The organism is Pseudonocardia kongjuensis, assembly GCF_039526905.1.
GTDB classification, from domain to species: domain Bacteria; phylum Actinomycetota; class Actinomycetes; order Mycobacteriales; family Pseudonocardiaceae; genus Pseudonocardia; species Pseudonocardia kongjuensis.
Genome location: NZ_BAAAJK010000027.1, coordinates 76,010 through 98,236, shown reverse-complemented (window position 1 = coordinate 98,236; position 22,227 = coordinate 76,010). Strand labels below are relative to the sequence as shown.

Genomic DNA, 22,227 nt, shown 5'->3' with positions numbered 1-22,227 from the left:
GGCGATCCTACGTCCGCACCGCGGCCTCGAAGGCCGCCTGGACGTCGTCGTTGAACAGGACGAACCGGACGAGCGCGACGGACGTGTCCGCGGCCCGGACGGTCTCGACGGCGATCCGTGCGGCGTCCGGGATCGGCCAGCCGTAGATGCCTGCGGAGACCGCGGGGAACGCGACGGTGCGCGCCCCCAGCTCGTCGGCCACCCGCAGCGACTCCCGGTAGGCGCTCGCCAGCAGGTGCGAGCGGTCCTCGCGCTTCGCGTACACCGGGCCGACGGTGTGGATCACCCAGCGGGCCGGGAGGTCGCCGGCCGTGGTGGCGACGGCCTGCCCGGTCGGGAGACCGTCCGGGTAGCGACCGGCGCGCAGCTCCCGGCACTCCGCGAGGATCGCCGGGCCGCCGCGGCGGTGGATGGCGCCGTCCACCCCGCCGCCGCCGAGCAGCGACGAGTTGGCGGCGTTCACCACGGCGTCGACCTCGGCCTCGGTGATGTCGCCGCGCTCGGTGCGGATCTCGGTGCGGATCTCGGGGCTCATCGGCGCGCCTCCTCGCGCAGCCGCCCCAGCAGCGGGATGGCCGCGATCTTCTCGTCGGTCAGCGACTCCCACACGATGCCGCCGTCGGGCCGGGTCCGCCGGTGCTCCCGGCAGTCGATCACCCGGTCCGGGGTGACGACGATGTCGACCGGCGCGTCGTGCGAGGCCCACGGGATCACCCCGGCGTCGCGCAGCTGCAGCTCGTGCACGGTGGTGACGACGAGGGTGTCGTCGGAGACCAGGCCGGCCTCGCGGGCCAGCGCGAACTCCAGGTCGGCGAATCCGCCGCCCTTGCCGAGCCGGGCGCCGTCCGCGCCGACCGCGACGCAGCCGGTGACGACCAGGTCGACCGGTTCCAGATCGGCGACGGCGATCCGGCGCGCCGAGCGGGTGGCGTGCGCGATCGAGACGGCCTTGCGCGGCGGATCGGCGAGGTGGTCCGGGTCGAGCAGGAAGTACGGATCGTCCTCGGCGAGCCGGGGGACGGCCATGTAGACGGTCTTGCCGTCCTCCAGCGCGTACCGGCGGACCGGCAGCTGCGCGGAGTCCGGGTTCGACTTGACGGTCCGGGCGGACCGCCACGCGTCCAGCTCGCGCAGCCGCCGGGCGGCCCGCTCGGCGCCGACGAAGTTGGAGATCCGGTTGCGGGCGCCCGGGAACCGGGCCGCGCGCTGCTCGGTCAGCGCCGTCCACACCTCGTCGCGCAGCTCCGCCTTGCGGGCGAGGGTCTCCGGGTCGCCCCCGGCGTCGTGGTCGTGGCGGCGGCTCATCCGCTCAGTGTTCCCGCAGCGCCTCGATCAGCTGGTCGCGGGTCATGTCGGAGCGGCCCTCGACGCCGACCCGCTGGGCGCGCTGGTAGAGCTCGTCCTTTGTCATGTCCTCGTAGTCGCCGGATTCGCCGCCGCGGGCACCGACGGTGTCGCGGCCCTCCGCCGCCGCGGCGTTCGCGATCCGCGCGGACTTCTCCTTCGAGTTGCCCTCCTCGCGGAGCCGCTCGTACATCTCCTCGTCCTTGATGCTGCTCGCCATGGCCGGGGACTACCCGGCGACCAGCGCCTCCAACCGGTCCAGGAACGGCTGCTGGGCGACGACGATCCGTTCCCGCGCCGTCGCCAGGTCGCACCACTGCGCGCGGTCCAGCTCCGGGAACCGGATCCGCCGCCCGGACCGGGGCGGCCACTCGATCTCGACCCAGCCGCCGTCGTCGGGCCGGTCGGCGACGGCGTCGGCGCCGTCGAAGCCGGTGCCGTCGAGGGCGAACACGGTGACCGTCTTGCGGGACTGCCGGACGCTGCCGAGCGCGACCGGCTCGCCGTCCGGGGCGGGACGGCCGATCTCCTCGGCGAACTCGCGGCGGGCGGCGTCGAGCGGGGTCTCGTCGGGGCCGTGCTCGCCCTTCGGGACCGTCCAGGAGTGCTCCTTGCGGGCCCAGAACGGGCCGCCCATGTGCCCGAGCAGCACCTCGGTGCCGTCCGGTCCGGGGCGGTGCAGCAGCAGCCCGGCGCTGGTCACGGGTGGCATCCTGGTTCCTCACGGTCGATCCGGTGCACGTGGTGCAGTGGCGGGTCGACCGGGTTGTCCGGGACGAGATCGCCGGAGGCGACCCGACGGAACCCGGCCTTCTCCAGCGCCCGCCAGGACGCCCGGTTCGCCGCGCACACCGGCACGATGATCGCGGTCGCGTCCGGGTAGTGCTGCCACACCCCCGTGACGGCGGCGGCCAGGATCCGCGGGCCGAGGCCGCGCCCGGTGAGCTCCGGCGGGCCGATCAGGTAGTCGATCGTGACGGCGCCGGCCGGGATCGCCACGATCGGCGCGATCTTCTCGACGTACCCGGGGAAGTCGTGCCAGCGGGCCCGCTGCAGCAGTCCGGCCGGGGTGCCGCCGACCGACACGACGAGGTCCTCGCCCGGTTCCTCGCCGCGCATCGTCGGGCCGAAGTCGCGTTGCACCGCCTCGGGGGAGGTCTCGTGGTTCCACCAGCGGCGCACGTGCGGCTCGGCCAGCCAGCCGGCCAGCATCGGGAGGTCGGCGGGGGTGAGCGGGCGGAAGGTGATCGCGCCGTGGGGTGTCGCGCGGTCAGGTGTCGTGGACTCGCCGGGTGTGGTCGCGCTGGGTGTGGCGTCGCCGGGTGTGGCCGCGCTGGGTGTGGCTGTGCTGGGTGTGGCGCTGCCGCGTGTGGTTGTGCTGGGTGTGGCGTCGCCGGGCGTGGTCGCGCTGCCGGGTGTCGTGGCGTCGGCGGGTGTCGTGGCGTCGACCGCTGCCGGCGCGTCGGCGGATGCCGGATGCTCGGCCATGCCCGGACGCTAGCGGCGTGCGGGGGACCGGGCAGCCGGTTATCCGCGGGGGTGGAGCTCTACCGGTCGCCCCATCCGGTCGTCCGGCCCGGTCGCCCCGCCGAGTCTCGGCGCCCGGTCGCTCGTCCGCGGGGACGAGACCGCCGCGGCGCCGAACTCGTCCCCGCCGACGACGTGCCGGGACGGCGCACCGTTTAGCGTCGTCACGGACGCGGCGTGCGGGGGTGCGCCGCAGGAGGGGGAGACGGTGAGCGACGAGGAGCAGCAGCCGGCCGCGGCGGCCGGGACGACCCGGGCCCGGCGGGGCCGGTGGTCACGGCGCGAGTACACCCCGGAGGAGATCGAGGCCGGGAAGCAGGCGCTGCGCGACGCGGTCCCGTGGGAGACCCCGATGAACCGCGGCGACAAGATCCTGGTCTTCTCGACGCTCGGGATCATGGCCGTGATGCTGCTGTCGCTGCCGCTGCGACCGTTCCTGCTCGCCACCCACCCGGTCGCGCTGAGCGTCGTCACCGGCAGCCTGTCGGCGATCGGCGCCGGGGCGGCGTTCGCCCGGATCGGCGAGATCGAGCTGTGGCTGGTGATCGTCGCCGGGATCATCGGGATGATCAAGTTCGACTGGCTGTTCTGGCTCGCCGGACGCCGCTGGGGTCCCAAGGTCGTGACCTTCTTCGCGCCCGGTGACGTCGCCCAGCGGTTCGTCGCCCGGGTCCGGGCCTGGCCGCGCTGGGCGATGCCGCTGGTCGTCGTCGCCGCCGCGCTGCCGGGCATCCCGGCGGTCGCGGTGTTCGCGCTGGCCGGGCTCGGCCGGATGCGGCTCGGCACGTTCCTGCTGTTCGACGCGATCGGCGCGGCCATGATCACCGGCCTGGTCGCCGGGCTGGGCTACGGCCTGGGCCAGCAGGCGGTCGACGTGGTGCTGGCGATCGACCGGTACGCGCTGTGGATCAGCCTCGCGCTGGTCGTGTTCGTCGCCTGGAGCTCCGGCCGCAGGCAGAAGGCCGCGCCCCCGGCGACCTCCGCGCCCCCGGCCGGTCCGGCCACCCCCACCGACGGCCCCGGCTGACCGCGCCACCCGCGCCCGGCCGCACACCTGCGGCCCCCGGCCGACCGCGCCGCCGACCACCGGCGCCCGGCCGCACAGCCTTTCGCCACGGTTCGCACCCTGTCGCCCCGGTCCGCACCCGCTGCGACGGGTGCGAACCGCAGCGAAGGGGTGCGGACGGCCCCGGCTGACCGCGCCCCCCGCGCCCGGCCGCACACCTGCGGCCCCCGGCCGACCGCGCCGCCGACCACCGGCGCCCGGCCGCACAGCCTTTCGCCACGGTTCGCACCCTGTCGCCACGGTTCGCACCCGCTGCGACGGGTGCGAACCGCAGCGAAGGGGTGCGTGGCGTCAGCTGTCGGCGAGGCGCAGCCGCAGGCCGCTGGCCCGGCCGGCGGGACGGGCGATCGCGGCCCGGACAGCGGCCTCGGTGCCGATGATCCGCACCTGCTCCTTGGCGCGGGTGACCGCGGTGTAGAGCAGCTCGCGGGTCATCAGCGGGGAGTCGGCCGGCGGCAGGACGACGGTCACCCGCCGGAACTGGCTGCCCTGGCTGCGGTGCACGGTCATCGCGTAGACGGTGCCGACGCCACCGAGGCGGGCCGGTTCGAACGCGGCCGGTGAGCCCTCGCGCACGAACACCGCCCGGCGCCCCTCACCGGTCCGGACGACGACGCCGGTGTCACCGTTGAACAGGCCCAGGTCGTAGTCGTTCGCGGTGACCAGCAGCGGCCGGCCGGGGAACCACGGTGCCTCCGCGTCGTACCCGGGGCGGGCGGCGGACAGCCACCGTTCGACCTCCGCGGTCCAGCGCGCGACGCCGTACGGGCCGCGGCGGTGCCCGCAGAGCAACCGGTGGTCGTCGAGCACCCGCAGCGCCGACGTGACGTCGCCCGACTCGGCGGCGCCGATCAGGTCGACGGCCGCCTCGACGACCTGCGAGCGCAGCGGGGCCAGCCGCTCGGGGGCGATCTCGGCCGGGTCCGCCGCGACGAACGACAGCTCCGCCGGTGTCCCGGCGAGCAGTGCCATCGCCCGGTCGCCGTCGCCGGCCTGGACGGCGGCCGCGAACGCGGCGATCGCGCCGCTGAACCGCCAGTTCCGCTGCAGCCGGACGACGCCGTTGCGCACCACGACGGGCTCGCCGGCCACACCGGAACCGGGCTCACCGGTGGCGGCGGGCGCGCGGGTGCCGGGTTCCCCGGGTGCGCCGGCGGCCGGCCGGCCGGGGGCGTCGGGCTCGCCGGAGCCGGGCCTGCTCGCGGCGCCCGCGCCGGTGTCGGCGGCGCCGGTGTCGGCGGCGCCGGTCTCGGCAGCGGCGGTGCCGGTAGCGGCGGTGCCGGTAGCGGCGGTGCCGGTGTCGGCAGCAGCGGCATCGGTGTCGGCTGTGGCGTCGGCTGCTGTGGCGCCGGTGTCGGCTGTGGCGCCGGTGTCGGCTGTGGTGTCGGTGTCCGTGCGGCGGGCCGGGCGCTCGGCCCGGAACGCGCCGCAGCGTTCCAGCGCCTCCTGCAGCTCCGGCTCGACCCGGCCGGGTGCCTCGGCGAGATCCCCGAGCACGGCGCCCGCCTCCACCGACGCGAGCTGCTCCGGATCGCCCACCAGCACCAGCCGGGCGTCCGGGCGGACCGCCTCCAGCAGCCGCGCCATCATCGTCAGCGACACCATCGACGTCTCGTCGACGACCACCACGTCGTGCGGGAGCCGGTTGCCGCGATGGTGCCGGAACCGGCCGGACGCGCCCCGCGAGCCGAGCAGCCGGTGCAGCGTGGAGGCCGTCGTGCCCTCGACCGCGATCCGGTCGCCGGGCGGCATCCGGACGACCGCGTCGGCGACCGACTGGGTGAGCCGGGCGGCGGCCTTCCCGGTGGGGGCGGCCAGCGCGACCCGCAGTGGCGGCCGGCCGGGCCGGTCGGCGTGCAGGTCGTGCAGGACGGCGAGCAGCCGGGCGACGGTCGTCGTCTTGCCGGTGCCCGGACCACCGGCGATGACGCTGACCGGGCGGAGTGCGGCGACGGCGGCGGCGAGCCGCTGGCGTTCGGCGCCGGGATCGTCGAGCAGCCGGTCCAGCGCGGCGCGCAGCCGCTGCGGGGGCACGTCGGCGACCGGGCCGGAGCGGGCGGCGAACTCGCGGCGCACCAGCTCCTCCTCCTGCCAGTACCGCTCCAGGTAGAGCAGGTCGCCGAGCAGCCGCAGCGGCCGCCCGGCCGGGCCGGCCTCGCCGTCGGCGACCAGCGGGCTGGCCGCGCAGGCCGCCCGCCACGCGCCCGGCTCGGGCCACGGCAGCCCGGACACGTCGACCGCGATCTCGCCCTCGCCGGCCGTGGTCGTCGCGACCTTCCCGAGATCGACGCAGACCGACCCGTTGCGGATCGCGCGCACCGCCAGCGCGGCGGCGAGCACCACCGGCTCGGGTTCCGCGGTCGCCGGGTCGGGGGCGCCGACCGGGTCGCCGCGGCCGCCGAGCCGGGCCAGCCGGCGTGCGACGTGCACGTCGCCGGGGGCGAGCACGTCGGCCTCGTTGAACGTGGCGAGCACCCCGGCCGCGGTCCGCGCGGCCCGCGGGCCGTACGGGTCGCGCTCGGGTGCCGCGGTCGCCCCGGTCGTCATGCGCCGCCTCCGTCCAGCAGCTCGGACAGGTCCTCGACCAGCGCGGCCGGTGGCCGCCAGGCGAACACCCCGCACGGCGCGGCCAGCGGGCCGTCGCCGGTGACCGGGGTCGCCGGCCCGCACATGCCGCGCAGGAACAGGTAGCCGACGCCGCCCAGGTGGGTCTCCGGGTCGTAGCCGGGCAGCCGCCAGCGCAGGAACCGGTGCAGCGCGACCGCGTAGAGCAGCGCCTGCAGCGGGTAGTGCGCGTCGCTCATCGCCTCGGCCAGCCGGCCCGCGGTGTAGTGCGCCGCGGTGAGCGGCTCCCGGCCGGCCGCGCCGATCGGGCCGAGCCAGTTCGTCTTGTAGTCGACGACCAGGTAGCGGCCGTCGACCCGCAGCACCGAGTCGATGCTGCCGGTCAGGTAGCCGCGCAGCGCCTGCCCGGCCAGGTCGGGGCCGTCCAGCCGGTCGGCGTAGCCGTGCAGCGGGTCGCCCGGCCCGATCCGGCGCCGGATCGCCGACGCCAGCCCGGCCAGGGTCAGCCGGCCGGTCGGGGTGTCGCCACCGCACAGCGGAAGCTCGAAGTCGAGCTCGGAGAGCCGGTCGGCCGGGGCGACGTCGGCGAGTGCCCGGCCGGACGCGAGCGGGCCGAGCGGGGTGCGCAGCACCGGGACCAGGGCGTCGGCCAGCGCCTCGGGATCGACGTCGGCGGGCTGGCGGGCCAGCTCGGCGGTGACGTGCGCGACCAGCTCGGCGCGCAGCGCCTCGTCGCCGTCCGCGGCGACGGTCGTGTCCAGGTGCTCCAGGACGGCGTGCACCAGGGTGCCGAAGCCGGCACCCATCGGGAGGTCCGCCATCGGCGACGGCACGCCGGCCGGATCGGGCCCGGACGACGGCGCCGCGCCGGCCGTCGGCGCAGCGGCATCGGGCCCGGCGCCGGGCCCCGGAACCGCGGCGTCGGGCACGGCTGCCGGGCGCACCGGCGACCCGGCCGGGTCCGGCTCGTCGCGGATCCCCTCGGTCTCGGGCTCGCTGAGCACCCCGGGGGTGACTGCGGGCTCCTCGTCCGGCTCGTCGCCGAGCGGGATCCGGTGCGCGGCGTGCGCGGCCGCGGTGAGCGCGGTGTAGGAGGTGCGCCGCCACGCGGTGTCCAGGCCGCGGCGGAACTCGGCGGCCGCGGGCCGCTCGTCGTCCGTATCGGCGGGCCGGCGCACCGGCTCGCGGTCGTGCAGGGTCTCCACGGCCGCGCCGCCGCCGTCGAGCCGCTCCCGCAGGTACTGCAGCGCCACCGCGTCGCCGGGGACCTTCGCGGTGCCGGCCGGTTCGGCGCCGGGCCCGCCGTGCCCGAACAGGATCCGGTGCAGCGACGACGCGGCGGTGGTGGTCGCGGGCACCCACCAGGCGACGACCTGGCTGCACGCCCGGGTCAGCGCGACGTAGAGCAGCCGCAGGTCCTCGCCGGCCTCCTCGGCCTGGTGCAGCGCGGTGCGGCCGGGCCGGTCCGGGCCGGTCGACCCGCCGACGTCGAGCAGCCGGCGCGGCCCGCCGCCGGGGCCGGTGTCGTGGTAGAGCAGCGGATCGGGGCTGTCGTTGACCCACCGGTCCCAGGCGAACGGCAGGTAGACGACCGGGAACTCGAGCCCCTTCGACCGGTGCACGGTGACGATCTGGACGGCGTCGGCGTCGGACTCGAGGCGCCGGCTGCGCTCGGCGGAGGTGTCCCGGGCGGCCTCGCCGATCCGGTGCCGCAGCCACTCGGTGAGCGCGGTCGGGCCGAGATGGCGCTCCAGCGCGGCCGAGTGCAGCACCTGGCCGACGTGCCGCAGGTCGGTGAGGTCGCGCTCGCCGTCCGGCCGGGACAGCAGCCTGCGGGCCGGGGCGTACCGGGCGAACACGGCCTCGGCGAGCGCGGCGACCCCGCGCTCGGCGAGCACCGCGTGCCAGCTGCGCAGGTCGGCGCCGAGCGCGTCGACCAGCCGGTCGGCGTCGGCCCCGCACAGGTCGGCGACGGTGTGCCCGACGAACCGGGTGAGGGCGGCCGCCCGCAGCCGCAGCGTGCGCTGCGGCTGCTCGACGGCCTCCAGCAGGGTCAGCCAGTCGGCGGCCGCCGGGGTGGTGAACACACTGGTGCTGCCGGTGAGCACGGCGGGGACGCCGGCCTCGGCGCAGGCGTCGCGGACCAGGACGCCCTGCGCGTTCGTCCGGACCAGGACGGCGACCTGGCCGGGCCGCAGCGGCGCCCCGTCGTAGGTCGCGGGGCCGGCCAGCAGCTCCGACAGGTCGACGGCGACGTCCCGGGCGACGACCTTCCGGGCGCCCGGCGCCCGGCCCAGCTGCCGCCCGGTCAGGTCGAGCCGGTCCCGGTCGACCAGCCGCAGCCGCAGCGGCGCGTCCCGCGGCGCGCCCAGCCTGCCCGCGGTGTGGTGCGCGTCGACCGGGTGCACGACGATCTCCGGGTCGCCCAGCGTCGCCTCCCCGAACACCTTCTCCAGCGCGCCGAGCAGGGCGCGGTCGCTGCGCCGGTTGGTGGCCAGCGTGCGCCGGTCGGTGGCGGCGGCCGCGGCCTGCAGGTAGCTGTGCACGTCGGCCCCGCGGAACGCGTAGATCGCCTGCTTGGGGTCGCCGATCAGGACCAGCGTGGTGCCGGGCGCGGAGTGGAAGGCCAGCGAGAGGATCTCCCACTGCAGCGGGTCGGTGTCCTGGAACTCGTCGACCAGCACCACCGAGAACCGGGACCGCAGCCGCTCCCGGGCGGCCGGGCCGCGCAGCGGATCGCGCAGCGCCTGGGCCAGCCGGGTCAGCATGTCGTCGTAGCTGTAGATCCGCAGCCGCCGCTTGCGGGCGTCGACCTCGCGCCGGACGGCGGTGGCGAAGCCGTGCCGGACGGCCGCGTCCGAGCGCGGATCGGCGTCCCGGGGTTCCAGCTCGGCCTGCGGGTCGGCGACCGCGCGGCGGGCCAGGGTGAGCGCCTCGGCGCGGGTGAAGGCGGGCCGCCCGGCGTCGGGGTTCGCGTACTTGCGGACGTAGAAGTCGTCGACGACCTCGGTGACGACGTCGTCGACGTGTTCGACGAACTCGGCCTCCGGGTCGTTGTCGCCGGCCACCCCGAGCCCGGCCAGCATCTGCATGCAGAACTGGTGGGTGGTGGCGATGGTGGCCGCGTCGAACGACGCCGACGCCTCCGCCAGCCGGGCCCGCCGCCGCTCGACGACGGCCGGGTCGCCCGCGGCGAGCAGCGCGACCACCGGGTCCCCGGCGGGTGCGGCCCCGCCGTCGAGCACCGCGGCCAGTGCCCGCTCGGTGCCGACCAGCCGCTCCCGGACCCGCTCGCGCAGCTCCTGGGTGGCGTCCCGGCCGAAGGTGACCAGCATCAGCCGGTCCAGCCCGGCGACGCCCTCGGCCACGTAGCGGGTGGCGAGCGCGGCGATCGTGTACGTCTTGCCGGTGCCGGCGCTGGCCTCCAGCACGACGGTGCCCTCGGGCAGCGGCCCGTCGACGGCGAAGGTCGGGGCGGAGAGAACCGCGGTCACGGCGCGTCCTGCCTCTCGTGGTCGAGCAGCGGGGCCCACACCCGGGTCGCGAGCGCGCCGAACCGGGTGGGCTCGGCACCGGCACCGGGCTCGTCGCGCAGCAGCAGCGGGGCGGCCGGTCCGCGGACGAAGGTGTGCGCGGCCTCGTCGCGCTCGAACCGGGACCACTCGGCGTCCGCCGCGGCCAGCGCGTTCGCCGGGGTGACCCCGCGGGACCGGTTGCGGGCGTAGACGGCGGCCGCGTCGGTCGGCAGCGGCAGTGGTTCGCGCAGCCCCTCCCGGCGCAGCGCCACCAGATCGGCCAGCACGCGGCGGGCCAGCTCCGGATCGACCGGCCCGAGCGTGGACCGGGCCGGGCCGCCGCCACCCCGGCCGATGGTCACCGCCGTCCAGCGGCGGTCCGGGTGCGCGGCGGTCAGCGCCAGCAGCTGCACCCAGGCGCGGAGCCGCTGCCTGGCCTTGAGCCGCGAGTACCCGACCCGCACGACGACGTCGCCGTGCAGCCCGGGGACGGTGCCGGTCACCGTGGCCCCGTCCAGCTCGGCCACCAGGTCCTGGGAGGTCGCCTCCCCGGTGCGGACCGCGGCGGCCAGCGCGACCAGCGGCTCCACCCGGCCGCCGACGTCGGTCAGCACCCGCCGCCCGATGCCGCCCGGCGGCAGGTCGCCGCGCAGCGTCTCGGCCCGGGCGACGGCCTGCGGCGGCGCCCCGGCGAGCCGGTCGGTGAGCAGCCGTTCCCCGATCCGCCAGCTGCCGAGACCGTCGAGCTCGACCGGCAGCGCGTCGTCGGGCTCGGCGTTCTCCTGCGGTGGCAGCACCCGCACCCGCTGCCGCAGGAACGCCCGCACCGGGTGCTCGACGAACGCGACCAGATCGTCGAGCTCCACCGGGTCCCCGGTGTCCTCCGGGGCGGGCAGCGGTCCGGGCGGGAACAGCGGCACCGCGGCCCGCGGACCGGCGGCCATCTCGGCGCCGCCCAGCGCGGCCCGGTCGAAGCTGAACGGCCCGTCGGCGAGCAGCGCGCCGGGCCGGAAGTTCCGCCGGTCGAACGGCTGCAGCGGATGCCGGGCACGCAGCGCGTCGGACGCGGCCACCGGCCGGTCGCCGGGGACCTGCACGCAGGCGTCGATCGCGTCGCACAGCTCGCCGACCGGCACCGACGGCGGCCGCTGCGCGCCGGTCCGCTCGTCGGCCCCGGAGCTCACCACGACCAGGGCCGAGGTGGCCGAGCAGATCGCGTCGAGCAGCAGCTGGCGGTCCTCGCCACGCGGGTCCCGCTCGCCGACCACCGGATCGCGGGCGAGCACGTCGTCGCCGTCCGGGGCGCCGGCCCGGGGGAACACGCCGTCGTCGCAGCCGAGCAGGCAGACCACCTTGTGCGGGACGGCGCGCATCGGGACCAGGGTGGCGACGGTGAGCGTGCCGGTCCGGAAGTTCGCCCGGCTCGGCCTGCCACGCAACCGCTCCGCGAGCAGACCGCGCACGTCGGGCAGGTCGAGGTCGACGGTGTCGGCCTGCGGCCCGGCCGAGTGCAGCACGTCGGCCAGCTCCGCGCGGGCCTGGCCGGCCTGCCAGGCGTCGGCCGGTGCGGTGTCGGTGAGCGCGGACAGGGCCTCGGTGAGTGCGGCGACCCAGGCCGACAGCGGCTGCGGCCCGCGCAGCGCGGCGAGCGCGGTCGCCAGCCGGTCCACGATCTCGGCCAGCCTGCCGACCAGGTCGACGTCGGAGGAGTCGACCTCGTCGAGCGGGAGCGCGCTGCCCAGCCAGGCCGGCGCGCCCGGCGTCTCGGCCATCGCGACGCCGACCAGCAGCCGGTCCAGCCCGGCCCGCCAGGTGTTCTGCTCGATCCCGTCGAGCCGGTAGGGGGCGCGGTGCGCGGCGTCCAGCCCCCAGCGCACCCCGGCGGCGGTGACCAGCTCGGAGATCCGCTCCAGCGCGTCGTCGTCGAGCCGGAACCGGCGGCGGACCGGGCCGGACGCGATCAGGTCGAGCACCTGGGACGCGGTCAGCCGGGACCCGGCGAGCTCCAGCAGGGTGGACACCGTGCCCAGCAGCGGATTGGCCTGGCGCAGCGCCCGGTCGGCCAGCCGGACCCGCAGCAGGTGCCCGGGATGCAGCTCGTCGCGCGACGGCCCGGCCCCCTCGCCCGCGGCGCCGGGCTCCGGGGCCAGCCCGAACGACGCCGTGATCAGCGGCGCGAACACCTCGATGTCCGGGCACATCACGATGATGTCGCGCGGTTCCAGCCCCGGATCGGTGGCCAGCAGCCCCAGCAGCACCTCGCGCAGCACCTCGACCTGCCGGTCCGGGCCGTGGCAGGAGTGCAGCACGATGCTGCGGTCAGCGGGATCGAGCGGCGGGCGGTCGGCGGGCCGCGGCGGCGGCGTGTCGTCGCGCAGCGCGCGCTGCACCCGCTGCAGCAGGGTCGGCGGCCCGTCCGGTCCGGCCGCCGGATGGTGGGTGTCGGTGACGCCCGGTCCGGCCGCGGGCAGCCGCAGCGCCAGCTCCCGGACGTCGCGGCCCAGCGAGCGCAGCAGTGGGTTGCGGACCAGCGCGGCGCTGCCGTCGGCGGCGCGGGCGGGCGGATCGGCGGGGCGGGCGGCGCGGACCGCCTCCCACATCGCCGGGGACGGGTGCGGCAGCCACAGGTGCACGTCGCGGTGCGCGGACAGCGCCTCCAGCACGGCGAGGTGCTCGGCGGCGAGCCGGGTCGGCCCGAACAGCGAGATCCGCCCCGGCAGCTCGCCGGGATCGGCCCCGGCGCGCAGCGCGGCGACCGCGTCGGCGAGCCGCTCGGCCGGGCCGGGCGCATCGAGGCCGGACCGCAGCCGCCGCCACAGCTCGGGCTGCCAGGCCAGGTCGGGCGGCACCGCGTCCTCGCCGAGGGCCCACGAGCGCAGCAGCGCGGGCCGGTGCGTGGCGTAGGAGCCGAACAGCCCGGCGAGCGCGCGGGCCAGCGCGTAGCGGCGGCCGTGCCCGCCCCGCTCCAGGTGCGCGGCCAGCCCGGCGAACCGCCCGTCGCCGGAGGTGACGGCATCGTCGATCAGCTCGAGCAGCGGCCACACCGCACGCCCCGGGGCCCACGGGTCGGTCTCCGGATCGGTGCCGGTGACCCGGGAGACGACATCGCCGAGCAGGGCGGCCGGGGACGGGAACCGCACGTTGGCGCACACCCCGTCACCGCCGCCACCACCGCCGCCGGCACTGCCGCGGGCGCCGAGCCGGTGCGAGAGCCGCTGCGCCAGCCACCGCTCCACCCCGCGCTCGGGGACCGCGACGATCTCCGGTGCGAACGGGTCGGCACCGCCCGGTGCCGGGTCCGCGAGCAGCCCGGCGAGCGCCTCGACGAGGGTGTCCGCGCGTTCGGACCGATGCAGCTCCAGCACGCCCGGCACGGTATCGGCGAGCACCGACAGCGAACGCGCGGCCTACCTCACCAGCGGGACACGCCGTAGTCCTTCAGGAACACGCCGTAGAGGTCCTCGCCGCGCTCACCGGCGACGATCGGGTGGTACACCCGGGCGGCGCCGTCGGACAGGTCCAGCGGTGCGTGGAAGCCCTCCTCGGCCAGCCGCATCCGCATCGGGTGCGGGCGCTCGTCGGTGATCCAGCCGGTGTCCACCGAGGTCATCAGGATCCGGTCGGTCGTGAACATCTCCCCGGCGCTGGTCCGGGTCAGCATGTTCAGCGCGGCCTTCGCCATGTTCGTGTGCGGATGGCCGGGCCCCTTGTAGCCGCGCCCGAACACGCCCTCCATCGCGGACACGTTCACCACGTACTTGCGGTGCGGGCCGGCCGCGGCCATCGCCGGCCGCAGCCGGGACACCAGCACGAACGGCGCCGTCTGGTTGCACAGCTGCACCTCGAGCAGCTCGACCGGGTCGACGTGCTGGACGTGGTCGACCCAGCTGTTGACGGCGGCGGTGTCGGGCAGCAGCCCGCCCGCGTCCACCGCGGTGCCGGCCGCGATCCGTTCCGGCGACGCCGACCGGGCGGTGACGGCCAGCGCCGCCAGGTCCGCGCCGGGCACCGCCCCGGCGAGCAGCGCCGGGTGCTCGCGCGCCGCGCTGGTGAACGACAGGATCTCCGGCAGCTCGCCGGCCGGCAGCGGCTCGGACTCGGCGGCCTCGATCGCGGCGTAGGAGCCGGGGGAGCGGCGCACCGTCTGCGCCGCGTTGTTGATCAGGATGTCCAGCGGCCCGGCCGCGGCGACCTCGTCGGCCAGTGCGACGACCTGCCCGGGATCGCGCAGGTCCACCCCGACCACGCGGAGCCGGTGCAGCCATTCCGGACTGTCGGCGAGCGCGGCGAACCGGCGGGCCGCGTCCCGCGGGAACCGGGTGGTGATCGTGAGGTGCGCGCCGTCGCGGAGCAGCCGCAGCGCGATGTACATGCCGATCTTGGCGCGGCCGCCGGTGAGCAGCGCCCGGCGGCCGGTCAGGTCGGTGCGGGCGTCCCGGTGTGCGTGGTGCGCGGCCGCGCAGTCCGGGCAGAGCTGGTGGTAGAAGGCGTCGACCACGGTGAACCGGGTCTTGCAGGCGTAGCAGCCGCGGGCCCGGTGCAGCACGCCCGCGGTCGCGCCGCGGGCGGTGGAGACCAGCGGGATGCCCGCCGTCTCGTCGTCGGTCCGGCCGTCGGCACCGGTCGCGGTCGCCGCGGTGACCGCGGCGTCGGACGCCCGCTCGCGCTCCCGCTTCTCGGCCCGCCGGCGCATCCGCACCGACTTCCAGATCCCGGCGGTCGCCCGGCGGACCCGGACCGCGTCCGGGTGCTCGGGCGGCAGCTCGTCGACCTGGGCGAGGACCTTCAACGCCGTCGCGAGTTCGCCGGGGTCGATGCCGCTGCTCACGACCCCAGTCTAGGAGTCACGACGCGAGCGGCTGCTCCAGCCCGACCTCCTCGGCCATCTCGGACAGCACCGCGATGTTCAGCTCGAACCCGAGCACCGCCTCGGCGGCCACCCGGGAGCGGGCCGCGGCGTCCCAGCCGGTCGCGTCGAGCAGCTCGCGGTAGCGGGCCCGGAACCGCGGCGGCGCGCCGAGCGCGGTGAAGTCGTAGAAGCGCACGCCGTCGCCGGACAGCCCGTAGGTCCGCTGCAGCAGCTTCCCGATCACCTGGCCGCCGGACAGGTCGCCCAGGTAGCGGATGTAGTGGTGGGCGACGAACCGCTCCGGATCGGTCGCCGCGGTGCGCAGCCGGTCCACGTAGCGGGTGGTGGCGGGCAGGATCCGCGGGACGCCGCTGCCCAGCGCGTCCAGGTCGTCGTGCAGGGCGGGCAGCCGGCGCAGGTCGTCGATCACGAACGGGCCGGCGACCGGGTGCCCGGCCATCGCGTCGGACGCCGCCTCCAGGGCGGTGTAGATCGCGCCGTACTGCTCGGCGAGCAGGGTGTAGGCGTCGAGCGGGAGCGCGCCGTCGAGCAGCGCGGCCATGTAGGTGGAGCGGTGGGCCTGCTCGTGGACCTCGGACGTGGCCTGCCGCAGCTCGGCGGACAGCGTCCCGCCCACCGGCGTACCGGAGATCGGTGTCGTGGCGCTCATCGGCCCTCCCGTACAGCGGGGCGTCACGGCGCCGGATCTGACACCGTGTCAGATCATGATGCTAAGGGCTCGGCGGCGGTAAGGCTAGCCTCAGTCGGATGCCGTCGTCGAGGGGGTGACCATCCGCAGCACCGCGCGCACCGCCGTCTCGACGGTGTCGTCCAGCTCGGCGGCGGGCACCTCGACGATCTTCCGGCTGGACAGGGCGGCCGAGACCAGCCCGGCCAGCACGACCGGGTCGTCGCCGGACATCGAGCCGTCGAGCGCGCCGTCGGTGAGGATGGCGGTCAGCCGGTCGCCGATCGGGTCGGCGTGCGCGGCGATCCGGCGGTACGCCTGCGGGTCCAGTGCGCCGGCCAGCGCCTGGCCGGGCGGCAGGTGGAACTCGGCGAGCCGGCGCAGCTGCATCCGGGCGAAGACGGCGAGCCGGTCCGCGGGGGAGCGGGCGCCGGCCAGCGCGGCGTCCAGGTCGGCGACGTAGCGGGCGGCCTCGGCCTCGACGAACGCGACGAGCAGGGCCTGCCGGTCCGGGAAGTGGTTGTACATCGCCGACCGGCCGACGCCGGCCGCGGCGGCGACTCCGGACAGCGTGACCGACTCGAAGCCGCGACCGTAGAGCTGCTCGCGCAGCGCGCCGAACACGCGCTCGCGGACCTGCTCGCGATGCGTCGCGAGCGAACCCCCGATCACCTTCGGCACGCGGGCCAGTCTAGGCCCGCGTGCCGGGGACCGGGTGCGGCCGGAGGAGATTCAGAGCTGCTTGAGCACCGACTCGACGCCGGACACGTCGACCGAGGACGGGACGTCCTCGACGCCGATCCACTGCACCACGCCGTCCTTGAGGATCGCGGCGTAGCGCTTCGAGCGGGTGCCGAGGCCGAACTTCGAGCCGTCCATGTCCAGGCCGGCGGCGGCGGCGAACTCGGCGTTGCCGTCGGCGAGCATGAGCACGGCGTCGCCGACGTTGCGGGACTCGGCCCACGCGCCGAGCACGAACGCGTCGTTGGCCGCGGTACAGGCGACGGTGTCGACGCCCTTCTGCTTCAGCTCGTCGGCGCGCAGCACGAAGCCGGGCAGGTGGGTGTCGGAGCAGGCCGGGGTGAACGCCCCGGGTACACCGAACAGCACGACGGTGCCGCTGCCCAGGACGCTGGCGCTCTGCACCGGCTTCGGGCCGTCGGCGGTCGGGGTCATGAGCTGGACGTCGGGGACGGTGTCCCCTGCGGCGAGTGCCACGGATCCTCCTGTGGATCGGCGATCGGATCGGTACCGACACTAGTGCCCGGCCCGCACCAGAGCAGTGCCCCGGCCAGGCCGCAGGCCCCGGCCTCGGCGTGGGTGAGCGGGCGGGCGGGGTCCGGGTGCAGCGCCTGCGCGACGACGACCGCGGCCAGCCCGCGCGGGTCCGGGTCCGGCACCCGGTGCCGGGCGCCGTCCGGGCCGACCCAGCCGGTGCGCCCGGTCCAGCCGGCGGAGACCCCGGGGCCCCGCCCGCCCGGCCGCCGGGCCCGCAGCCGGCGCTGCGGGCCGGTGCCCTCGACGACACAGTCCAGCCCGGCGCGCCGGACGATCGAGGCCACCAGCTCCAGATCGGGCTCAGCCCGCATCGCCGGGCCGGAGCTCACGGTCCGGCCAGCCGAGCAGCCGGGCCCCGAGCACGGCGGCGTGCAGGGTGAACCGGTGTCCGGGATCGGTCGGGTCGTGGCCGGTCAGCTCCGCGATCCGCTCCAGCCGGTAGGAGACGGCGCGCACCGACAGGTGCAGCCGGCGGGCCGTCTCGGCGACCACACAGCCGGTGCCGAACCAGGTCTCCAGGGTGTCCAGCAGCGGCGCGGCGCCGCCGCGGGCCCGCGCCAGCGGCACGGCGACGGTCTGCACGAGGTCGGTGATGGCCGGCTGGTCACGCAGCAGCACCCGGTAGACCAGCATGTCCTCGGCCCGTAGTACCGGCGCCGGCAGCCGCAGCCGGCCCGCCGTGGTCAGTGCCTCCCTGGCCTCCTCGTAGGAGCGGGCGATCCCGTAGGACCCGGGGTGCGCGCGGCCCACCGCCACCCGCCACCCGGCACCGCGCCCGGTGCGGGTCAGCTCGCCGTGCAGCAGTCCGCCGAGCTCACCGGCGCCGGTGCCGGCCGGGGCGATGACGACGATCCGTCCGTCCTTGGTGGCGACCAGCACGTCCCGGTCGCCGACCCCGCGCACGACGGCGCGTTCCAGGGCGGCCGGTACGGACTCCACCCGGGCCGGGCGGCCGTCCGGCGCGGCCAGCGCGACCTGGTGCGGCCGGCCCAGGTCCATCCCGAACGGCTCGGCCCGCCCGACCAGCCCGCCGGCGTCGCCGTCGCCACGCAGCAGGTCCTCGATCAGCTCCCGGCGCAGCGTCTCCTCGTGGCGCACCAGATCCCGGCGGGCCGCGGTGTAGCCGTCGGCGAGCCCGGCCACCGCCAGGTCCACCGCCCGCATGACCGCCTCCGCGGCGTTCGCCGTGGTCCCGGCGTCCCGGAAGTGCGCGGTCGGCGGGAGCTCCCGCCACAACCGCCAGGCGGCCGACAGGTACAGCTGCACCGCGTTCCCCGCGCTGACCCCCAGTTCGGCGGCCCGGGCCCCGTTGCGTCGCACCGCGTCGAGCTCGGGGTCCGAGGGCAGCCTGCCGGACGCCGCGGCGTCGGCCAGCACCCGCAGGAAGTCGCCGAGCAGCTCGGGCGGGACACCGCCCGCCCCGCGCCCGGCCTCGTCGGCGACCCGGCGCAGCCACCCGTCCGGCACCGGTGCGCCCGGCCGCCGGACACCGTTGCGGCTCTCGGCCCGTCCGCTGTCGTACACGGTGCGTCGGTTCAGCGCTCGAACGGCACGGCGCGGAGCAGCGTGCACCCGGCCCGCCCGCCGTCGGGGAGCCGGTACCGGACGGCGTCGCCCTGGTGCGCGCCGTGCAGCGCGCGACCGAGCGGGGAGTCCGGCGAGCAGATCATGGTCCCGTCGGGCCGGATCCGGTTCTCGTCGTGCGAGAGCAGGAAGGTCTCGGTCTCGCCGTCGTCGTAGCGCACGGTGACGGCCATGCCGGGCTCGGCGACGCCGTCGTCGGCCGGCCGGTCGCCGACCACCGGATCGCGCAGCAGCTCCTGCAGCCGCCGGATCCGCTGCTCGCGGTCGCGCTCCCCGGCACCCGGTCCGTCCGGGCCGTCGTGCTCGCGGCCCTCGGCCGGGGCCACCGCCTCCCGCTGCTGCAGCAACGACTGCAGCTCGGCACGCAGCTCCTGGTGGCTCCGCTCGGTCAGCCAGACCCGGGTCACGCTCATCGTCCGCTCCTCGTACGCCGGGGTGCGGCGATGTGCCGGACCCCCCGCAGGGAGACCTACCACGAGCGGCGCCGGACGCCGATCTCGTTGCCGGGGCCCGGCAGGCCGGGACGCCCGGACGTTGCCCGGGACGACCGTGCCGGGGGCCCGCCGGGACGCCCGCGGGTGGGCGTGCCGGCGGGCGCACCGGTCAGTGACAGCCCTCGGTCTCCGCCGCGGGCACGTCCAGCGCCGGATTGCGGTCGAAGAACCCGGCCGGCTTCAGGGTGAACCCGGTGTAGTCGACCGGCATCACCGGCCAGTCCTCCGGCCGCGGGAAGTGGGTCAGCCCGAAGGTGTGCCACAGCACGACGTCCTGCCCGTCGATCTCGCGATCGGCCGCCACGTAGGCGGGCAGCCCGGCCCCGCCCGGGTTCTGGTTGACGAAGTCGCCCGCCGAGTAGCGCTCCGCCGGGTCGTAGCGGGTCACCCACAGCGCCTTGGACGCGAACGTCGCCCGCGCATGGATCGACGACGCCTCGTCGGCCAGCAGGGTCGGCTGCCCGAGCGGGTGCAGCACGTACCCGACGGGCCGGCCGAGGCCGTTCGTCTTCTCGGTGTTGACGACGTGCCAGACCCGCCCGGTGCCCGGCGAGGCGTCCCGGGCGGCCGTCGACTCCCGGGTCAGCCGGGTCGCCGAGCGGCCGAACGCGTTGCCGTGGGGATTGCCCTCGCCCATCGGGACCCGCACCGCCTCCACCTCCTCGACCGCGTTCGCGAGCCCGTCGACGGTCATGTCGAGGCGGGCCGAGAACAGGTGCTGGTGGTAGGGGGCGCCGAGGCCGGGCGCGACCTCGGTGGCGTACTCGCCGGGCGTGCCGGAGGTGAACACGATGCCGGTCGCCTTGCACTCCAGCTCGATCGTGCCGTCGAGGTAGAGGTACCAGTAGAAGCCGTAGTCGTAGTTGCCGATCGGGGTGAAGAACGAGATGACCAGCCGGCGCTGGCGGCGCACCTCGCGGGAGCCGGTGAAGATGTCGGTGTGCTTCCAGAGGACGCCGTAGTCCTCCTCGTGCATGCAGATCGCGTTCCGGATGGTCTTCGGGTTGCCCAGGTCGTCGGCGATGGTGGCGTCGACGTAGTGGATGTCGCCGAGGCAGTCGCAGCCCAGCTGCAGCGAGTCGGCGTAGCGGGCGAACATGTACTCGCCGCAGTCGAAGTAGTTCTGCCAGAACCGGACCGGCGCCGGATCGGCGTAGGGCACCACCATCTCGGCGACCGACGCGCGGTAGCAGATCGGGCGGTCGTCGAAGGCGATCTGGTGCAGGGTCAGGCCCTCGCGCTCGTTGAACCCGATCCGCAGGTCCCACTTGCCCCAGCGCACCCGGCCGTCGTCGACGGTGAACGACCGGCCCTCCGGCTGGGTGATCTCGATCGGCCGCAGCGAGTCCAGCGGCGGGCCCTGGACGGCCGGGTCGTCGAAGTTCCCGCTGGTCGCGGGCACCGGCACCACGCCGGTGTCGATCACCCGGTCGACCGTGCGGGCGGTGAGGTCGATGTAGGCGACGAGCCCGTCGACCGGATGTGCCCAGGCGTGGTCGGCCTCGTGGTCCTGCCGGAAGCCGAACGCCCTGGCCATCCGGCGGCCGGTCTCCTCCGGGTAGTCGTAGACGCCGGCGGACAGCGGCACCGCGCGCACCGTGGCCGGCTCGATCCCGCGCTTCTCCAGCGCGGCGAGCCAGTCCGGGGAGGCGTTGAGGACGTCCTCGATGAACTCGAACTCCGAGTCGATGATCGGCGGCTGGCCGTCCCGCGCGGGCTCCAGCTCGCGCGAGGAGACCAGCTCGCCCGCGGTCACCGACACCACGGTGTCCCAGGACCGGCCGGTGGACAGGTCCAGCAGCACCGCGCGGAACCGGCGGTCGGCCGGACCGCCGGCGAGCACCTCGTCCTTCGGGGGCTCCTCGGGCGCGAAGAACGCGTACCGGACGTGCTCGGTGAGCAGTCCGGCCGCGTCGAGCACCTCCCGGACGGCGGACACCTCGGTCTCGGTGGTCATCCCCAGCGGGTGCCCGGTCGCGGTCCGTGGCTGGACGGCGGTCATCGGATCTCCTCGTGTCGGGCGGTGCCGGGGCCGCGACGTCATCGGCCGGCCGTCGGCGTGGGTACGAACGGGACCGGAGGGTCACGTGCCCGACCGACCGGCACAACTGCCCGTCCCGAGTGGTGCGAATCACCCTGCCATCCGTTCCCGCCGCGTGGGAACCGCTGTGTCGATTTTCTCGTTCGGGTCATCGCTGCTGGTCACGGCACTGTGACCGGAGGTTAGGGTCCGCAGCGGACAATCGTGCGACCGGGCGGCCCGGCGACCGCCGATGATCCGGAGGGGAGAGGTGCCGAGGTGGCGACGCTGCGCGACCGCTCGCCCGTGCACGGGCTGGAACGCCGCAGGCTCGGCCCGGCCGACGTCGTGGCGCAGTCCATCGCGGGTTCGGCCCCGTCGGCGGCGATGGCGGCGACCCCGGTGATCGTCGCCGGGCTGGCCGGCCCGTGGACGGTGTGGTCGTTCGTCGCCGCGGCCGTGATCGCGCTGCTGGTCGCCGCGTCGATCGGCCGGTTCACCACCAGGATGGCCGCGCCGGGCGGGCTGTACCCGCTGACCGCGCAGGGCCTCGGGTCCGGGCCCGCCTTCGCCGGGGGCGTCGCGGCGGTGCTCGGCTACCTGCTGCTCTGCGCAGCGGCACTGGGCGGGGCGGTGCTGTACCTGCGGCCGCTGCTGGGGGCGGGTCCGGCGCAGACCCGGTGGGGCGCGACGGCGGCGGCGGTGCTGTGCGGGCTGATCGTGACGGCGCTGGTGGCCCGCGGGGTGCGGCCGGCCGCGCGGGTGGTGCTGCTCGTGGAGGCGATCGCGGTGGGGGTGCTGGTCGGGGTGTTCGCGCTGCTGCTCGCCGGGGGTCCGCTGCCCGGGCCGGGCGCCGGGCCGCAGCCGGCGATCGGGGCGGCGGGCCTGGTCGCGGGGGTGGTGCCCGCGCTGGCCGCGTTCATCGGGTTCGAGGTGGCGACCTCGCTGGGCGCGGAGACCCGGCGCCCGTTCCGGACGGTGCCGCGGGCGGTGTTCGCGACGGCGGCGGTGACCGGCGTCCTCTACGTCTTCGCGGCCGCGGTGCAGACGAGCGGGTTCGCGGCGGTGCCCGGTGGGCTGGGCGGCCAGGTCCAGCCGGTCCAGGTGCTGGCGACCACCCGCGGCTGGTGGTGGATCCCGCCGGTACTGCACGCCGCGCTGGTGCTCTCCTTCCTGGCCTGTGCGGTCGCGACCGCGACGGCACTGTCGCGGGTGCTGTTCTCGCTGGCCCGCGACGGCGCCGTGCCCGGCGTGCTCGGCCGTACCCACCGCCGGTTCCGCACGCCGCACGTGGCGG

18 protein-coding genes are annotated in these 22,227 nt (G+C 76.5%); 2 read left to right on the top strand and 16 right to left on the bottom strand.

Annotation, left to right across the window (positions count from 1 at the left end; all coding sequences use genetic code 11):
* Positions 1-7: 7 nt before the first annotated feature.
* From ABD160_RS21730 to ABD160_RS21710, 5 genes are read right to left on the bottom strand one after another with little or no spacing between them, the layout of a single operon-like run.
* The gene (locus ABD160_RS21730) at positions 8-535 is read right to left on the bottom strand and encodes an O-acetyl-ADP-ribose deacetylase (protein ID WP_344025351.1); all 528 of its coding nucleotides are present in this window, start codon (positions 533-535) and stop codon (positions 8-10) included.
* Positions 532-1,305 carry a 5-formyltetrahydrofolate cyclo-ligase gene (locus tag ABD160_RS21725; protein WP_344025349.1) on the bottom strand — a complete coding sequence of 258 codons (774 nt, stop codon included), beginning with the start codon at positions 1,303-1,305 and terminating at the stop codon, positions 532-534. Before ABD160_RS21725 ends, ABD160_RS21730 begins: the two co-directional genes overlap by 4 nt.
* A gap of 4 nt (positions 1,306-1,309) precedes the next feature.
* Positions 1,310-1,564: a DUF7218 family protein gene (locus tag ABD160_RS21720; RefSeq protein WP_344025347.1), complete on the bottom strand. Its 255-nt coding sequence runs from the start codon at positions 1,562-1,564 to the stop codon at positions 1,310-1,312.
* Between the two features lie 9 nt (positions 1,565-1,573).
* Positions 1,574-2,056 (bottom strand): NUDIX hydrolase, encoded by a 483-nt coding sequence (locus ABD160_RS21715; RefSeq protein ID WP_344025345.1) that lies wholly within the window; start codon positions 2,054-2,056, stop codon positions 1,574-1,576.
* Complete coding sequence (locus ABD160_RS21710; RefSeq protein WP_344025343.1) at positions 2,044-2,832, bottom strand: GNAT family N-acetyltransferase; 789 nt, start codon at positions 2,830-2,832, stop codon at positions 2,044-2,046. Before ABD160_RS21710 ends, ABD160_RS21715 begins: the two co-directional genes overlap by 13 nt.
* Positions 2,833-3,079: 247 nt before the next feature.
* On the opposite strand from ABD160_RS21710, the gene ABD160_RS21705 reads away from it, so the two are divergent.
* Complete coding sequence (locus tag ABD160_RS21705; RefSeq protein WP_344025341.1) at positions 3,080-3,898, top strand: DedA family protein; 819 nt, start codon at positions 3,080-3,082, stop codon at positions 3,896-3,898.
* Positions 3,899-4,228: 330 nt separating this feature from the next.
* Here ABD160_RS21705 and ABD160_RS21700 read toward each other — a convergent pair whose 3' ends face one another.
* The 11 genes from ABD160_RS21700 to ABD160_RS21650 form a co-directional block, all read right to left on the bottom strand.
* The gene (locus ABD160_RS21700; RefSeq protein ID WP_344025339.1) at positions 4,229-6,484 is read right to left on the bottom strand and encodes an AAA family ATPase; all 2,256 of its coding nucleotides are present in this window, start codon (positions 6,482-6,484) and stop codon (positions 4,229-4,231) included.
* Positions 6,481-9,996 (bottom strand): UvrD-helicase domain-containing protein, encoded by a 3,516-nt coding sequence (locus ABD160_RS21695; protein WP_344025337.1) that lies wholly within the window; start codon positions 9,994-9,996, stop codon positions 6,481-6,483. Before ABD160_RS21695 ends, ABD160_RS21700 begins: the two co-directional genes overlap by 4 nt.
* Complete coding sequence (gene recC / locus ABD160_RS21690; RefSeq protein WP_344025335.1) at positions 9,993-13,382, bottom strand: exodeoxyribonuclease V subunit gamma; 3,390 nt, start codon at positions 13,380-13,382, stop codon at positions 9,993-9,995. The genes ABD160_RS21695 and recC overlap by 4 nt, the downstream gene beginning before the upstream one ends.
* A gap of 47 nt (positions 13,383-13,429) precedes the next feature.
* Complete coding sequence (locus tag ABD160_RS21685; RefSeq protein WP_344025334.1) at positions 13,430-14,845, bottom strand: SDR family NAD(P)-dependent oxidoreductase; 1,416 nt, start codon at positions 14,843-14,845, stop codon at positions 13,430-13,432.
* Between the two features lie 16 nt (positions 14,846-14,861).
* A complete protein-coding gene (locus ABD160_RS21680; RefSeq protein WP_344025332.1) occupies positions 14,862-15,536 on the bottom strand; it encodes a biliverdin-producing heme oxygenase in 675 nt (224 codons plus the stop codon).
* 90 nt (positions 15,537-15,626) lie between these two features.
* A complete protein-coding gene (locus ABD160_RS21675; RefSeq protein ID WP_344025330.1) occupies positions 15,627-16,235 on the bottom strand; it encodes a TetR/AcrR family transcriptional regulator in 609 nt (202 codons plus the stop codon).
* 51 nt (positions 16,236-16,286) lie between these two features.
* The gene (locus ABD160_RS21670; protein ID WP_344025328.1) at positions 16,287-16,772 is read right to left on the bottom strand and encodes a peroxiredoxin; all 486 of its coding nucleotides are present in this window, start codon (positions 16,770-16,772) and stop codon (positions 16,287-16,289) included.
* Positions 16,727-17,143: a hypothetical protein gene (locus ABD160_RS21665; RefSeq protein WP_344025326.1), complete on the bottom strand. Its 417-nt coding sequence runs from the start codon at positions 17,141-17,143 to the stop codon at positions 16,727-16,729. The genes ABD160_RS21670 and ABD160_RS21665 overlap by 46 nt, the downstream gene beginning before the upstream one ends.
* Positions 17,133-18,356: a PucR family transcriptional regulator gene (locus ABD160_RS21660; protein WP_344025324.1), complete on the bottom strand. Its 1,224-nt coding sequence runs from the start codon at positions 18,354-18,356 to the stop codon at positions 17,133-17,135. The genes ABD160_RS21665 and ABD160_RS21660 overlap by 11 nt, the downstream gene beginning before the upstream one ends.
* Positions 18,357-18,367: 11 nt before the next feature.
* On the bottom strand, positions 18,368-18,829 hold the full coding sequence (locus ABD160_RS21655; RefSeq protein WP_344025322.1) for a GreA/GreB family elongation factor: 462 nt from the start codon (positions 18,827-18,829) through the stop codon (positions 18,368-18,370).
* A gap of 190 nt (positions 18,830-19,019) precedes the next feature.
* Positions 19,020-20,912, bottom strand: a complete 1,893-nt coding sequence (locus ABD160_RS21650; RefSeq protein ID WP_344025320.1) for a primary-amine oxidase — start codon at positions 20,910-20,912, stop codon at positions 19,020-19,022.
* A gap of 297 nt (positions 20,913-21,209) precedes the next feature.
* On the opposite strand from ABD160_RS21650, the gene ABD160_RS21645 reads away from it, so the two are divergent.
* On the top strand, positions 21,210-22,227 hold a 1,018-nt coding region (locus ABD160_RS21645), incomplete at its 3' end, for an APC family permease (protein ID WP_344025316.1).